The sequence below is a fragment of the Streptomyces sp. NPDC051987 genome (assembly GCF_040680735.1).
Classification (GTDB): Bacteria; Actinomycetota; Actinomycetes; order Streptomycetales; family Streptomycetaceae; genus Streptomyces.
Map to the genome: position 1 here is coordinate 1 of NZ_JBFAXI010000074.1, position 12,954 is coordinate 12,954.

Genomic DNA, 12,954 nt, shown 5'->3' on the forward strand with positions numbered 1-12,954 from the left:
GGCATACCGCAGGGATCATGAGACGTCAGCCCCTACGACACCACGCTTTGAAGGTCAGTAACGGGCCCGCGATCATGGGGGCGGGCTGTACAACGCCCGCGAGTCAGTAAGCGACCGCAGGCATCGCGCGCTGGGGGCCCATGACCACGGCCGCACTCGTCCGATGGCACGAGATCACGACGGCGAACGGGCTTGGCCTGGTCAAACTGCTACAGCGGATGCACGCGGACTGGACTGCCGCCGTCCCTGGCGTGCTGCGGGTTGGTGCGCCATGGTCCCGACCGGCGACCTGCTCGACCTCTTCCCCCTCGGGGCGCCGTCTCGACTCACTCCACCTTTCAACCTGAGCTCGAACCTCGAGCGATCAACGAAAGGCCCGAATCAGGCGACAACCCAGGAGGCCGTTTCCTCCAGCCCAGGAGCGTCGGGACTCGGTGTAAGAGCTGCTCTCCGGCCGCCTCGTCCCCCCGGTCCGCGCGCCGGATGATGTCGCCGAGTGCGTGCAGGTGACGAATCGCTCGCAGGACGGGCAACTCATCCCACTGCCGGATGTCGTATCCATGCCGACCCCTTGGGCGGTGTTGGCCAGGCCGATCTCGCGAGGGCTGAACGCTGCCTCGTCCCAGTCGCCGAGCCGCACGCCGTCGCCACGCCAGAGCGTGTTTCCGGGATAGGCGTCGCCGTGGATGTGACCCTGGCACGTGGACTCCGCCATCCACCTGACCGGGATACGCCGACGCCCCGCGCCCGGTGCGGATCCGGACGCGGGGCGTCAGCGCATCGTGCGTCAGCGATCGGCGGCGTGCGAGAGGAAGGCTGCCCACTGCTCGGCACCGAAGGCGAGCTGGGGGCCCTGCGCGCGCTTCGAGTCCCGTACGTGGATGGTCCTGCGGGCGAAGGCGACCTCCACGCACTCCGGGCCGTCGTTCGTGCTGTAGCTGCTCTTGAACCACTCCAGCGCGGAACCCTTCCCCGTCGAGGGGTTGGTCATCATGTCTCTCCCAGCGCTTTCTCGATGAAGGCCAGCGACTCACGGGGCGTGAGGGCCTGGGCCCGGATGATGCCATAGCGGATCTCGTGGATCTGGACCTCCTTGGGATGGGAGATCAGCCGACTGGTGAGCTGGACCTCGTTGTGTCCCACGGTGTCCCCTTCCTTGAGCCGGAGCAGCTGAAGCGACCCCGCAAGGCCGGCGTGGTCCTCGCGATCCGTAGGCATCACCTGGATCTCCACGTTCCGCCGCCGACCGACCTCCAACAGGCGTTCGAGCTGCTTCCGCATCACCATTCTGCCCCCGAGCGGGCGGCGCAGTGTCACCTCTTCCTGGACGAAACTGAAGACGGGAGCGGGCTGCCGGTCGAAGATCTCCTGCCGTGCCAATCGAGCGGCGACAAGGCGCTCGACCTCCTCCTCGGTGAAGGGCGGGCGCCGCATCCCGTACAACGCCCTCGCGTACTCCGGCGTCTGCAACAGGCCGTGGACGACAGAGTTGGCGTAGGCACACAGCTCGGCCGCCTCCCCCTCCAACTTCGCCAGATCCCGAACCTTCTTCGGATACCTGGCCTCCTCCACGTCCTTCTTCAAGCCGGCGATCAACCCGCCCGCGTCCAGCACTCCATCGGCCGCCTCCAGAAACGTCGGACTCGGCGCCCGCCGCCCCCGCTCCACCGAGGACACCTGTTCCTCGCTGTACCCGATGGCAGCCCCCAACTCGGCCTGCCGGAGCCCCTTCCGCTCGCGGCACGTCTTGACAACGCGCCCCACCGTCCGCAGTACCGCCGCCGACTCCTCGTCATCGGCCCCGTACGGCTCCATCCCGTCCCCGCCCTGCGGTTCAAGTCCCGTCACGCCCACGTCCGGACACCTCCACGTGCCGCCCGTACTCAACTCCCGCCGACCGACGACGTAACGCCACCCCGCCCGGACGGAGCCGGACAGCACCCGGACAGTGACGCCACGTACCGCTGTCGTCACTGGTCAGCGTAGAGTCGCGCGACCACGCTGAGTGACATGAACGCCGATATTGCCCCCACGACGGCCCCGCAGGCCGCCCCCGCCCGCCAGTTCGTGATCCGTCTCTCGGCCACACCCAGAGGCGCCCGCCTCGCCCGGCACCTGACCGCCGAGCAACTCCACACCTGGGGCTGGCCCTACGGCACCGACGCCAACCACACCGCGACCCTCCTGGTGGCCGAACTCGCCGCGAACGCCGCCCAGCACGGCCGGGCACGCGGCCGTGACTTCCGCCTGCGCCTCACTCTCCACCCGGACCTGGCACTCCGTATCGAGGTCACCGATGCTCGCCCAGACCGTCGCCCACCCGTCCCCGGCGACCTCCCGGCGCCTTCCCCGGAGTCGGACTCCGGCCGAGGCCTCGTCCTCGTCGAGGCCCTGTCCACCCACTGGGGAACGACCGGCAACGACCCGTACACCAAGACGGTCTGGTGCGAAGTCGCTCTCGGGTGACCTCCGCTGCCCTCGCGACGCACACGGCCCTCAGGGCCCATCGGTGATCATCACGGATCTCGCGACGTTCGCGTTCGAGGAGGGGCTCGCAGCGCTCAGGTCCCGACACCCCGGCGTCGATGCGTCGACCGTGACGGCTGCGACGGGGTGCCCATCGACCCGGCGAAAGCAGTCGAAAAGACACCTCGGCCCACGCGCGGAGAGCTCGATCTGCTTCGCACCGTGATCGACCCGTCCGGTCTCGTCCTTCGACCCATGGCGCGGTGACTCTGAAAGATCGCGCGGGCTCCGTGCCCTGCGTCCGCCGGCTTGGCTGATCAGAGGGCAGCGCACAGCGCTTGCTCGGTCTCGATGAGCCGCCATCGTCGTCCAAACAAGGATCTTGCCCGGGTCGGGTCGTGCACCGCCGTGGGCCGCCGCCACCGGCCCAACGCGACTGACAGCGCACGGTTCCAGTCCCGCGCACGGTCCAGCCCCCAGACGCCGCACGGCCTCGGCAAGGACCACCGCACCGGCGTGCGAAACCACCGCCGAGCCCGCCGCTTGGACCCGGACGCGCGGAGAGAACCCGGGAAGCCGCTTCACCAAGAGAGTGCTCCTCGGCTCGACCGTTTTGGAGCCTCAGCAAGTCCGGTCGTTCCAGCTTCAGGAGCACTTTCTGCGTCTACGTCACCCTCTCGTGAGCACTGCCCGCGAAAGGCCCGGGTTAGCGCTCCAGTTCGTGTCGAACTTGGGCAGGGCGTCGGGGGCGAGGTCGGCGACCGCGACACGAAGCGCGGCAGGGTGTTCGCCGCAGGGGCGAGCGGTGGCCTCAGTAGTGGTAGCGGGCCTTGAGGATCTTGACTGAGTGGTTGCTGGCGTACCTCAGGGGTGAGGACGTGACGGTGTGTTCTCGCGGCTTCGCGCCCGACCGCCCGTTCTTCGAACCGCCGAGCTGGACCGTGACCTTCACATTCCGCCCCTCCGCGCCCTCCACGGTGGGGGCGAGGCCCGGCGAGTGCATCCGTGTTGCGATTTTCGCAACTCGCTCGTACGGTGAACGCATGGGCGATGCTGTGACGGACCGGGTGCGGAAAGTGATGGGTGCGGCTTCGGTCAGCCAGGCGGTGTTCGCCGAGAGCATCGGGCTGGCTCCCGACAAGCTGTCGAAGTCGCTGAGCGGGGTCCGCAGGTTCACGTCTCTCGATCTCGCCCGGATCGCGGACTTCGGCGGCACCACGGTCGACTGGCTGCTGACCGGCCGGGAACCGGTGCGGCCCACCGTCGCGGCCCGCACCAGTGCGCCGGTGGTCGACGACCAGGGCCGCGGCAGGCTCAAGGACCTGGTCGAAAGGTTCGTCACCGCACACGAGGTACTGGACCTCCTGGGCCTGGCGCCTGAACTGCCGGAGCTGCCCTCCGTCCGTCCGGACCTCAAGCGATACGTCGACCAGGGCGTGGCCCTCGCGGACGACGCACTCGCCCGCCTCGCCGCCGCCGGTACGCCGGCGATCGAAGGCCTGGACACCGCCGATCTCCTCCAGGCTCTGGAGCGTACGTTCGGCGTCGACGTGGCGAAGATCGGCCTGCCGGACGGAATCGACGGCGCCGCCTGGCAGGCGGACGGGTTCCGCCTCATCATGATCGCGCGAACCAAGGTGCCGACCCGCCAGCGGTTCACCCTCGCCCATGAGCTCGGACACGTTCTGGCCAGGGACGCCCAGGACCTGCTGACGGAGTCCCAGCTCTCCCCGGGGCACCAGAAGGACCTGACCGAGGTGCGGGCCAACGCGTTCGCCGCGAACCTCCTCATGCCCCGGGACGAAATCAATTCGGTGGTGCGTGAGAAGGACGTCACGGACGAACAACTCACCTCGCTGGTGGTGCGCTTCCAGGTGTCTCCCAGCGCACTCGCCGCGCGGCTCACGCAGTTGGGGCTCATCGCCCCGGAGACGGCGGCCAGGCTGCGCGGCCTCACGACCCAGGCCTGCCACTGGCTGACCGGCCAGAGCGACCTCCTGGAGGCCCGCACCACCTGGGCGCAGACCAACCGACTGCCCTTCCGCCCGGCTCAGTTGCTGTACGAGGCCTACCTCGCGGGGGACACCACCCTGCGTCCGCTGGCCGCGTACACGGGCGTGGACGTCGACAGGATTCGTGAGGCCCTCGAACCTGAACCTGCACCGCAGGAGGGCGCGTCCAGCGGTACCGACCTGGACGAAGGGGACCTGGTCTACCAGCCATGACGCGTCACTGCTGGTTCCCCGACAACACCGTGCTGTGCAATTTCGCCGCCGTCGACCGTCTGAATCTGCTGGAGAAGGTGCTCGACGGCCGCGGTCGTTGGACACAGGCGGTCGCCGCCGAGGCCCAGCAGTCGACGCGGTACTGGCCGAAACTGGGTCAGGTGACGGCCGGTGGCTGGCTGGGCGAGCCCATCGAGATCGACGACCCTGCCGAGATCGCCGCGGTGGACCGGATCCGCCGTGTCGTCTTCGGCGGTTCCTCGTCCCGGCCGCTGCAGCACCTGGGTGAGGCGGAGACGCTGGTGGTCATCGAGCATCGCGATGGATTCGCGAGTTCTGTGTGGATCACTGATGACGGCGAAGCGGGCGACTACGCGCGCCGGAAGGGCATCACGGTCAAGGACACCGTCGGCGTCATGCGCGAAGCCGTCGTGGAGGGTCTGGTCCTGGCCGACGCGGGCCACGCCCTCCTCACGGGGATGCAGCAGGCAGGGCGCCACCTGCGAGGCGTCCCGCGCCGGTCGGAGGGCCTGTTGCGCTGACGGGGGAGGCGGGCCCGGCCCCGGTCCGGGGCGGCTGAGCGGATCGTCGGCGTCGAGACGCCCTGCAGCCCCGAGTGCGGCGTGCGGAAGTTCGGCGGACGGCTACCCGTCCTGGCCGGCTACCCGTCCTGGCCGGCTACCCGTCCTGGGCCGGCTACCCGTCCTGGGCCGGCTACCCGTCCTGGGCCGGCTACCCGTCCTGGGCCGGCCGCCCGTCCCGGTCCGTGCGGATCCGGGGGCACCGGCCGGTCATCGGCCGTGCGGGTTCCGGTGACGACCGTGCAGTACATGTCGTCGTCCGTGGACACGCGGGGGACCAGGCCGTGGTCCGCCATCGCCCGCGCGGTGAGGGGCGCCTGCTCCTCGCTCGTCTCGATCAGCAGGCTGCCGCCCGGCGCCAGCCACGCCCGTGCCCCGGCGGCCACCCGGCGGTGCACCTCGACACCGTCGGCGCCGCCGTCCAGCGTGTGCCGGGGCTCGTGGTCACGTGCCTCGGGCGGCATCATCGCGATCTCGTCCGTCGGCACGTACGGGGCGTTGACGGTCAGGACGTCCACGCGGCCGCGCAGCGAGGCGGGCAGCGCGTCGTAGAGGTCGCCCTCGTACACATGGGCGTCGAGGCCGACGTTCAGCCGGGCGCAGCCGACCGCGTTCGGGTCGATGTCGGCGCACGACAGCTCGATCCCGGGGACCCGCGCGGCGACGGCGGCGCCGATCGCCCCGGTTCCGCAGCACAGGTCGACGACGACCGAGCCCGGCCGGGCCGACTGTGCCGCCAGGTCGACCAGGAACCGGGTGCGCTGCCGCGGGACGAACACCCCCGCGGTCACCCGGATCCGCAGGCCGCAGAACTCGGCCCAGCCGAGGATGACCTCCAGCGGCTCGCCGGCCACTCTGCGGTGCACCAGTGCGTCCAGCTCGACAGGTGTCGCGGCGGCGTCGAGGAGCAGCGCCGCCTCCTCCTCCGCGAACACGCATCCGGCACCTCGCAGGGCGGCCACCGTGCGCGACAGCACCTCATCGGCGGGAAGGATCGACATCGAGGCCTTTCGGGAGAAGACGCCGGCCGGCGGCCGCGAACGCGTCACGTGCCGTCAGGCCGGGAGCGTGCCGCGTATCGACGTGCGGTGACCAGCGGGCGGGCAGCTTAGCAGGAGAGGCCGACGGCCTTCCTGGGCAGGGAAGTCGGCGCCGACCGCGGGCCCGCGGCCCCGGGGGCACCCCGACCACGACAGCCCGGAGCTGCCGGCCGGCACCCGCGTCCAGGACGGCATCCGTGGAGCGGGAGGAGGGCGGCGATCGGGGGAGGGGCGTGCGGGGTCAGACCGATCCGAGCAGGCCGTTGAGGATGCCCTTCTCGGCCAGGTAGAAGAGGAGACCGCCCGCGGGGGCGAGCACGGCGCACAGCCAGTAGCGGTGCGTCCCGGCACGCGCCAGGAAGACGGTCAGGAGCGCGGTGAGCAGCGCGCCGGCGGACAGGAAGACGGCCGCGTCCTTCCAGTAGGCGAGTCCCAGCCCGAGCCAGAGTCCCTCGCCCAGCACCACCATCGGGGTGACCGCGCCGGCCACCGCGCGCAGATCCCCCCGCCCCCGCCGCACCGTCCACCCGGCCCAGCCCAGCAGGGGTCCTCCCGCCAGCCCCGCCAGCGACCACACGGCGGCGCCGCCGAGCCCTCCGCTCCCGAAGGTGCCGCCGAGCGCCGATGCCGTGTAGTAGCCGCCGCAGGTGGCCAGCATCATCAACGCACCGGCCCCGACGGCGAGTCGGCGACCCCCGATCAGCGCACCGGCCAGGGCGGTCCAGATGATCCAGGTGGAGATTGAGTTGGTCGCCCGGTCCAGCAGGGGCGTCGTCCCGTGCACGGCGTACGTCGCCCAGCCGAGCAGCAGACCGAAGGCGGTGGCCGCGGGGAGAACGGTGACGGGCGCGTCGCGACGGAACGCGGTAACGGAAGCCATGAGGCAGGACTATACATGGCGTGTATACGCATGGTGTATACATGGCATGTGTAGCGGGGGGGGAGGGGTGGTCGGGGACGGCGCTCGGCGGTCCGCGGTGCTCCCGGTACGGCGGTGGCGGCGTCGTACCGGGAGGTGCTGGTCAGCGGTGAACCGCCGGGTTCCTGTGGGTGGCCGTCACCCCGTCGCCGGGCTCGGTGAGGCCGTGCTGTTCGGCGGCGGAGTGAGGACGACCGGTGGCTGGCCCGCGACGGCGGGCGGTGGGGTCAGGTTCTGGGCCGGGACGTTGGGCGAGGTGGTTTCCTGGACGAGGACCTGGCCGAAGTCGACCAGGCCGGTCTTCTCCACCGCGGAGATGTGGTCCAGGACGGTGCTGTTGACCTGGTCGGCCAGCGCCCGGACCAGTGAGTTCCTGGTGGTGGTGCGGACAGCGGCGACCGTGGTGAGGAACTGGCCGTTCGTCGTGCGCACGGTCGTGGCCAGGTCCGTGTCGAACTGCTTGCCGGTTTCCGCGTTCAGCCGGGACGCGAAGCTCTGCTGCTGCGGCGACGGCTGGTTGGGCAGGTCGATGCCCAACTGTCCGGCGGCCGTGCGGCAGGCGGCGTCCAACGCGGCGTCCCCGGCCACCAGTTGCTCTCCGACGGCCCTGACCGCCTTCGTCGTCCCCTTCTTCAGCGCCGTCTGGCCGACGGGGTACTCCCACAGCCCGGCCGCGCGCACCTCGACCACGAAATCCCGGTCCGCTTCTGTCAACGGCCCGGTCGCCGGGGTGGCGATGACCCGCGAGGGCGCGCTGCTGACCTTCTGCACTCCGAGCATGGAGGGGTAGAGGAGGGAGCCGAGGGTGAAGCTGAGCGCACCACCCACAAGGAGAGATCCCGCCGCCTTCCGTGAAACGAGCACTGTGTCTCCTGATCCGGTAATTCGGATCCCGCACGCACGGACATACGGATGCGACGGTCCGCAGAACCTTTTGGGCTCGTCATGAATGGGTAAAGCGACCGGCCCGGCGCCGCGAAGAGGGGCCGTTCGGCCCTATCGGCGGCCAGGGAAGGGACTGTTGGCCCTATCGGGACGGGGTACCGCTCGGTCGATCATGGTGCGGCGTCCGGGAAGGGCCAGGTCCAATCCCGCACTTATGGTCCTTCCCGGCGCGTCCACGACACCACGTGAGTCGACGACAACGACTGAGTCGATGACACCGAGGGAGGGGAGGGGCGCCGTTCGGGTGACGGTGTGCTGACGTCGGTGGTCTCGGCCGGGCGGAGTCGCGCCCGGAGTCATCCCCGGGCCGTGGTCGCCGCTCCTCTCGCAGGATGCTGGTGCCCGCGGGACAGCCGGGCCCGGACGGGGCCCCTGGGCCACGATGGACCGCCCCATCGCGCACAACCTTCGGCCGGGCCGCCGGTCTGAACAGACACAACACACGAACGCGAGCTACCGGGGGGTAGTCATGCGACGGACAGGTACTGCGCTGGCCGCGATGATCCTTGCGGGCGGCGGTCTGCTGGCCGGTACGGTCCCGGCGGTCGCCGCGCCGACGGCCGTCAACTGCGCCGTGACGTGGGGAAGCCTGGACAAGGCCGGTGACTCCGCCGCCGGCAGGCGGCTGACCGACGTGCGGACCGGACAGCACGAGTGCTACGACCGGCTGGTCTTCGACGCCCAGGGCACCTCGGCCGCCGCGATCGGCTACAGCGTCCGCTACGTCGACGTCCTGCACCAGGACCCGTCCGACGCCGTGGTGCCGATCAAGGGCGGAGCCATTCTGGAGATCATGCTCTTCGCGCCGCGCTACGACCCCGCGACCGGCAAGCCCTACCCGCCGCTGCCGGCCGTCGACGTCACCGGGTACCGGACGTTCCGGGAGTTCAAGGTCACCGGTGGGTCCGAGGGCTACACCCAGGCGGGACTGGGCGTGCGCGCCCGGCTGCCGTTCCGGGTCTTCCAGACGGCCAACCATCTCGTGGTGGACGTGGCCCACACCTGGTGACGAGCGGCTTGCCTGGTGCGGGGTGACCTGCGCGGCGTGACCGCGTATGTCGTGACCGGTGCGTTGTGACCGCGTGCGGCCGGGGCGCACAGCGGTCACGGGGCCTGCGCTCGGTCACGGCTCCGAGAGGACGAGCTGGTCGGCCAGGCGCTGTGCCTGGCTCAGCAGGGTGCCGTAGGTGGCGACCTCGTCGGGGTCGGCGGGCCGGGACCTGGTCAGCTGGCGGCGCAGTTCGTCGAGCGCGCGGTGCAGGCCGTCGACGGCGTGGCGCAGCCGCTCGTCGCCCCGGTCGCGGAAACGGCTGTCGTGGTACAGCTGGAGCGCCTCGGCGGTCTGACGGAGGAAGGCCGCGTAACGGCGGGCGAGAGCGGGCTGTGGCCGGGCGGCCCTGCGGTCACCGGCCGAGGCCTCCAGGACGGTGCGGGTGACGCCGACGGTGTGCACGGCGGCGTAGTCCAGGACCACCACCGCGTCGTCGTAGTCCCTGCCGGGTGCGGCGGCCGCGCGGGTGCGGCGGCGCGGGTTGGCGCGCAGGCTCTCCCGGCTGTCGCCGAGCGCGGCACGGGCCTGGTCGACCAGCCGGTGCAGGCGCAGGGCACGTTCGTGCCAGGTGCCGGCCTTGTCGGCGTCCCACCGGCCCTCGGCCAGCCCGTCGGCCACGGCGTCGAGGATGCCGTGCGCCTCGCGGGTGGCGTCCCGCAGGGCCGCCCGGACGTCCCGCAGGTACACCGGCGGACGGATCAGCGCGTTGACGGCGACGCCGACCGCCGCGCCGAAGACGGCTTCGGTGACACGTGCGGCGGCGGTGGAGATGCCGACGTTTCCACCGGTGAGCACGAACAGGGCGCCGGTGGCCGCGTAGATGCCCTGACTGCCCAGCCGCTGCCAGCTGCCCAGCAGCACCACCGTGGGCAGGACGAGCGCCATCGCCAGCATGGTGTCGTGCAGCAGCAGCGCGGCCACGGTGGCCACGACCGTGCCCGCGGCGATCGCCGCGAGCTGCTGGAGCCCGTGCGCGATCGACCGGTAGACGGTCGACTCCACCAGGACGATCGCCACCCACGGCGCGACGAACGCCATGGGCGCCTGCAGCCACCAGCCGGCCAGCGCCCACGCGAGCCACGCCGCGAGCGCCGCCTTTCCCGACTGCACGACCAGGTCCCGCTCCCGGCCCGGCCCCGCCCAGGCACGCCGCACCGCCTGCCCGGCGGCACGCACCTGACGCTTCGCGGCCCGAGCCGCTGTTCCCATCCCGTGCATGCGACGGCAGGTGCCACCATGGGACCCGTCCATGCCACCGGTCCCGCCTCCCGGCCGACGCGGCGCCCGCGCCCGCCCGCCGACGTACACCGAGCGGTCACCAAAACTTCACACTTGGCGGAGGCTGACGGCGGCCGCGAGGGCAACCCGTTCGGTGTCCCCCATCGGAAGGGTGCCGTCGTGATCGCTGTCGCTGCGTCGCTGTTGCCCGTGCTGGGTCTGCTGCTGTACGGAATGGACCGCGTGGAGGACTGGCTGGGCGGCGGACCGCCGCCCGCGCGCCATGCCCGGGACCGCCACCTCCGCCTGGTCCACAGCGCCGACCGCCCCCCGACGGACCCGAACCCGGCCGACCCCGCCCCCCACCACGTCGACGCGGCCTGACCCACCGGTACGACCGGCGCTCGCTCCGACGTCTCGCCCGTCGTGCGCCGCAACCGCCCGGCGCACGACTCGGCAAGCGGTGCAGGGGCAGCGGCGAGCGATGGCCTCAGTAGGTGGTGTCGGGCCTTTCCGAGCTCAGCCAGAACAGGAAGTCCTCCCACACGGCCGGATCGAGGTGGACCCTCCTCACCCGGCCCTGTCCCGTGCGACGGCTTCCATGGGACTGGGCGTGCCCCTCGTCCTCGGCAACGTCCTCGGCCGTGTCGCCGACTTCGGCCCGGCCCAGGGCGCCTACGACGACAGCGGCGCCGTCGGTGTGTCCCGTACCTGGGTGCGTGTCGGTGGCACCGGGCGTGTCAGGACCGCCGGTTGAGACACCTGTCGGCCCGAGTCAGGTCCGTGCGACGGCACATGTGCGTAGGCTGTATCTCCGCGCGGAGCACATCGACATCCCGCGCTGAGCACATCGACGAGAGGTCCGATCGTATGTCCGAGTCACCCGGCACGGAGCTGGCGTCCGAATACAGTGCGCGGATCGCGCAGGACCTCGAACTCAACACCGAGAAACAGGACCGCCTCGCCGCCGAGATCGCCGCACTGGAGGAACAACTGCGCGCGGTGCGGGAGAACAGGGTGGTGCTGGAGCGGCTCCAGCAGGCGCTCGCCCCGCAGGCCGGCGCCCCTGCCTCCGCGTCCGGGCCCGCCGAGCCGGCTGAGGCGGGTGACGCCGTCGAGGCCGCCGTGCCGCACCAGCGGACCGAGCCCGTGCCCAACCGCCGTGCCGCCAAGCCGAAGAACCGCGCGGAGACGAAGCAGAGCCTCGTCGAGGCCGTGCACGCCCATCTCGCGCAGCAGTCCGAGCCGGTGTCCGCGGCCGACGTCGCCGAGGCGATCAGGGCCGGTCAGCCCGGCCGCACCATCAAGACGACGGTCATCCGCACGACCCTGGAGAACCTGGTCGCCAGAAACCGGGCCCGGCGCTCCAAGCAGGGCAGGGCGGTCTTCTACACCCTGTCGGCAGCGGAGGCACCCCACGGGTCACAGACACCGGAGGCCGAGGCCGAGGCCGAGGCCGAGGCGTAGATCCCGGCCGGGGTGTGCAGACGCCGAGACACATGTGCCGGCCTGTCTCACTCCGACGGGCCGAGCGATCGCTTCCGCACGCCCTCCAGGTGGGCCTCGAACACCCCCGCCGGGTCCGGCGTCAACGTCCGCAACGCCACCAGCGCGGTGATCACCACGTCGCACAGTTCGCCCTGGACGTCCTCCCAGGTGTGGGTGACACCCTTGCGCGGGTTCTGGCCGGTCGCGCCGATCACCGCCTGGGCGACCTCGCCGACCTCCTCCGTGAGCTTGAGCATGCGCAGCACGAGGCCGGTGTCGCCGTCGTGCGCGCGGTGGGCGTCCAGCCAGGTCCAGAGGCCCTCGATGGAGCCCCACAGGTCCGGGGCGGCGGCCGGGCCTTCCCGGGGGGCCGCGGGCGGTGGCGTGTGCTGTTTCCGTTCCGTCATGGCGGACAGCCTGCCCCACCCCGCCGTTACTCCTCGAACAGGGCCGCCTGCTCGCCCTCCTTCGCCCGCCGCACCCGCCGGTTCCGGGCGCCGATGACCATCGCCGTCGCCGCCGCCGTCGCGCCCAGGGCCGCCGGGACCATCCAGCCGCGGTCGAGGACGTGGCCGAGCGCGTGGTCCAGGGAGAGCCGGCCGGGGCCCGCGACCGCGAGGCCCGCGGCGGCCAGGCCCAGGGACGCCGCGTACTCGTAGCCGCCCTCCTGGGCGAAGAAGCCGTTCGGCTGGTGCAGGGCGGTCGCGCCCGCCATCGAGCCGGCCGCCGCGGCCCCCGCCGCCGGCGTCGCCAGGCCCAGCGCCAGCAGCGCGCCGCCACCCGCCTCGGCCAGCCCCGCCGCCAACGCGCTCTGCCGGCCGGGCGCGTACCCGACCGACTCCATGAACTGGCCCGTGCCCTCGATCCCGCCCCCGCCGAACCAGCCGAACAGCTTCTGCGCGCCGTGCGCGGCCAGTACCCCGCCGGTGCCCAGCCGGAGCAGCAGCAGGCCCACGTCACGTCGGTCGTAGCAGGTCACGAGAGAACTCCCATCGACGGCAACGGATCACGGGTCTCCACC

At 71.7% G+C, this 12,954-nt stretch carries 16 protein-coding genes; 7 read left to right on the plus strand and 9 right to left on the minus strand.

Annotation, left to right across the window (positions count from 1 at the left end):
- Positions 1 to 787 precede the first annotated feature (787 nt).
- Positions 788 to 994 (minus strand): DUF397 domain-containing protein, encoded by a 207-nt coding sequence (locus AB0M11_RS30220; RefSeq protein ID WP_365711035.1) that lies wholly within the window; start codon positions 992 to 994, stop codon positions 788 to 790.
- Complete coding sequence (locus AB0M11_RS30225) at positions 991 to 1,815, minus strand: helix-turn-helix transcriptional regulator (protein WP_365711117.1); 825 nt, start codon at positions 1,813 to 1,815, stop codon at positions 991 to 993. Before AB0M11_RS30225 ends, AB0M11_RS30220 begins: the two co-directional genes overlap by 4 nt.
- 195 nt (positions 1,816 to 2,010) lie before the next feature.
- Between AB0M11_RS30225 and AB0M11_RS30230 the strand changes: the two genes are divergently transcribed.
- A complete protein-coding gene (locus tag AB0M11_RS30230; protein WP_365711037.1) occupies positions 2,011 to 2,466 on the plus strand; it encodes an ATP-binding protein in 456 nt (151 codons plus the stop codon).
- An 811-nt stretch (positions 2,467 to 3,277) separates the two neighbouring features.
- On the opposite strand, the gene AB0M11_RS30235 is transcribed toward AB0M11_RS30230, so the two are convergent.
- Positions 3,278 to 3,469: a hypothetical protein gene (locus AB0M11_RS30235; protein ID WP_365711039.1), complete on the minus strand. Its 192-nt coding sequence runs from the start codon at positions 3,467 to 3,469 to the stop codon at positions 3,278 to 3,280.
- A 40-nt stretch (positions 3,470 to 3,509) separates the two neighbouring features.
- On the opposite strand from AB0M11_RS30235, the gene AB0M11_RS30240 reads away from it, so the two are divergent.
- Complete coding sequence (locus AB0M11_RS30240; protein ID WP_365711041.1) at positions 3,510 to 4,691, plus strand: ImmA/IrrE family metallo-endopeptidase; 1,182 nt, start codon at positions 3,510 to 3,512, stop codon at positions 4,689 to 4,691.
- Positions 4,688 to 5,233: a hypothetical protein gene (locus AB0M11_RS30245; protein ID WP_365711043.1), complete on the plus strand. Its 546-nt coding sequence runs from the start codon at positions 4,688 to 4,690 to the stop codon at positions 5,231 to 5,233. Before AB0M11_RS30240 ends, AB0M11_RS30245 begins: the two co-directional genes overlap by 4 nt.
- A 119-nt stretch (positions 5,234 to 5,352) precedes the next feature.
- Here AB0M11_RS30245 and AB0M11_RS30250 read toward each other — a convergent pair whose 3' ends face one another.
- From AB0M11_RS30250 to AB0M11_RS30260, 3 genes are all read right to left on the minus strand, one after another.
- Positions 5,353 to 6,273 carry a putative protein N(5)-glutamine methyltransferase gene (locus tag AB0M11_RS30250; RefSeq protein WP_365711045.1) on the minus strand — a complete coding sequence of 307 codons (921 nt, stop codon included), beginning with the start codon at positions 6,271 to 6,273 and terminating at the stop codon, positions 5,353 to 5,355.
- Between the two features lie 280 nt (positions 6,274 to 6,553).
- Positions 6,554 to 7,192 (minus strand): DUF6518 family protein, encoded by a 639-nt coding sequence (locus tag AB0M11_RS30255; RefSeq protein ID WP_365711047.1) that lies wholly within the window; start codon positions 7,190 to 7,192, stop codon positions 6,554 to 6,556.
- Between the two features lie 177 nt (positions 7,193 to 7,369).
- Positions 7,370 to 8,059: a DUF4142 domain-containing protein gene (locus AB0M11_RS30260; protein ID WP_365711049.1), complete on the minus strand. Its 690-nt coding sequence runs from the start codon at positions 8,057 to 8,059 to the stop codon at positions 7,370 to 7,372.
- A 586-nt stretch (positions 8,060 to 8,645) separates the two neighbouring features.
- On the opposite strand from AB0M11_RS30260, the gene AB0M11_RS30265 reads away from it, so the two are divergent.
- Positions 8,646 to 9,185 (plus strand): hypothetical protein, encoded by a 540-nt coding sequence (locus AB0M11_RS30265; RefSeq protein WP_365711051.1) that lies wholly within the window; start codon positions 8,646 to 8,648, stop codon positions 9,183 to 9,185.
- A gap of 114 nt (positions 9,186 to 9,299) precedes the next feature.
- On the opposite strand, the gene AB0M11_RS30270 is transcribed toward AB0M11_RS30265, so the two are convergent.
- Positions 9,300 to 10,445 (minus strand): aromatic acid exporter family protein, encoded by a 1,146-nt coding sequence (locus tag AB0M11_RS30270; protein ID WP_365711053.1) that lies wholly within the window; start codon positions 10,443 to 10,445, stop codon positions 9,300 to 9,302.
- Positions 10,446 to 10,625: 180 nt separating this feature from the next.
- Between AB0M11_RS30270 and AB0M11_RS30275 the strand changes: the two genes are divergently transcribed.
- From AB0M11_RS30275 to AB0M11_RS30285, 3 genes are all read left to right on the plus strand, one after another.
- Complete coding sequence (locus tag AB0M11_RS30275; RefSeq protein WP_365711055.1) at positions 10,626 to 10,829, plus strand: hypothetical protein; 204 nt, start codon at positions 10,626 to 10,628, stop codon at positions 10,827 to 10,829.
- Between the two features lie 217 nt (positions 10,830 to 11,046).
- Complete coding sequence (locus AB0M11_RS30280; protein ID WP_365711057.1) at positions 11,047 to 11,202, plus strand: hypothetical protein; 156 nt, start codon at positions 11,047 to 11,049, stop codon at positions 11,200 to 11,202.
- A gap of 113 nt (positions 11,203 to 11,315) precedes the next feature.
- On the plus strand, positions 11,316 to 11,912 hold the full coding sequence (locus AB0M11_RS30285) for a hypothetical protein (RefSeq protein WP_365711059.1): 597 nt from the start codon (positions 11,316 to 11,318) through the stop codon (positions 11,910 to 11,912).
- A gap of 47 nt (positions 11,913 to 11,959) precedes the next feature.
- On the opposite strand, the gene AB0M11_RS30290 is transcribed toward AB0M11_RS30285, so the two are convergent.
- Positions 11,960 to 12,340, minus strand: coding sequence for a MazG-like family protein (locus tag AB0M11_RS30290; RefSeq protein WP_365711061.1), 381 nt, complete (start codon positions 12,338 to 12,340; stop codon positions 11,960 to 11,962).
- 26 nt (positions 12,341 to 12,366) lie between these two features.
- Positions 12,367 to 12,912 (minus strand): DoxX family membrane protein, encoded by a 546-nt coding sequence (locus tag AB0M11_RS30295; protein WP_365711063.1) that lies wholly within the window; start codon positions 12,910 to 12,912, stop codon positions 12,367 to 12,369.
- Positions 12,913 to 12,954: the final 42 nt, after the last annotated feature.

Excerpts from the sequence above, each read along its gene's own strand:
- AB0M11_RS30230 (WP_365711037.1), top strand. The coding sequence starts at position 2,011 with ATGAACGCCGATATTGCCCCCACGACGGCCCCGCAGGCCGCCCCCGCC.
- AB0M11_RS30290 (WP_365711061.1), bottom strand. The coding sequence starts at position 12,340 with ATGACGGAACGGAAACAGCACACGCCACCGCCCGCGGCCCCCCGGGAA.
- AB0M11_RS30240 (WP_365711041.1), top strand. The coding sequence starts at position 3,510 with ATGGGCGATGCTGTGACGGACCGGGTGCGGAAAGTGATGGGTGCGGCT.
- AB0M11_RS30265 (WP_365711051.1), top strand. The coding sequence starts at position 8,646 with ATGCGACGGACAGGTACTGCGCTGGCCGCGATGATCCTTGCGGGCGGC.
- AB0M11_RS30245 (WP_365711043.1), top strand. The coding sequence starts at position 4,688 with ATGACGCGTCACTGCTGGTTCCCCGACAACACCGTGCTGTGCAATTTC.
- AB0M11_RS30270 (WP_365711053.1), bottom strand. The coding sequence starts at position 10,445 with ATGCACGGGATGGGAACAGCGGCTCGGGCCGCGAAGCGTCAGGTGCGT.
- AB0M11_RS30255 (WP_365711047.1), bottom strand. The coding sequence starts at position 7,192 with ATGGCTTCCGTTACCGCGTTCCGTCGCGACGCGCCCGTCACCGTTCTC.
- AB0M11_RS30250 (WP_365711045.1), bottom strand. The coding sequence starts at position 6,273 with ATGTCGATCCTTCCCGCCGATGAGGTGCTGTCGCGCACGGTGGCCGCC.
- AB0M11_RS30225 (WP_365711117.1), bottom strand. The coding sequence starts at position 1,815 with ATGGAGCCGTACGGGGCCGATGACGAGGAGTCGGCGGCGGTACTGCGG.
- AB0M11_RS30220 (WP_365711035.1), bottom strand. The coding sequence starts at position 994 with ATGATGACCAACCCCTCGACGGGGAAGGGTTCCGCGCTGGAGTGGTTC.
- AB0M11_RS30280 (WP_365711057.1), top strand. The coding sequence starts at position 11,047 with ATGGGACTGGGCGTGCCCCTCGTCCTCGGCAACGTCCTCGGCCGTGTC.
- AB0M11_RS30285 (WP_365711059.1), top strand. The coding sequence starts at position 11,316 with ATGTCCGAGTCACCCGGCACGGAGCTGGCGTCCGAATACAGTGCGCGG.
- AB0M11_RS30235 (WP_365711039.1), bottom strand. The coding sequence starts at position 3,469 with ATGCACTCGCCGGGCCTCGCCCCCACCGTGGAGGGCGCGGAGGGGCGG.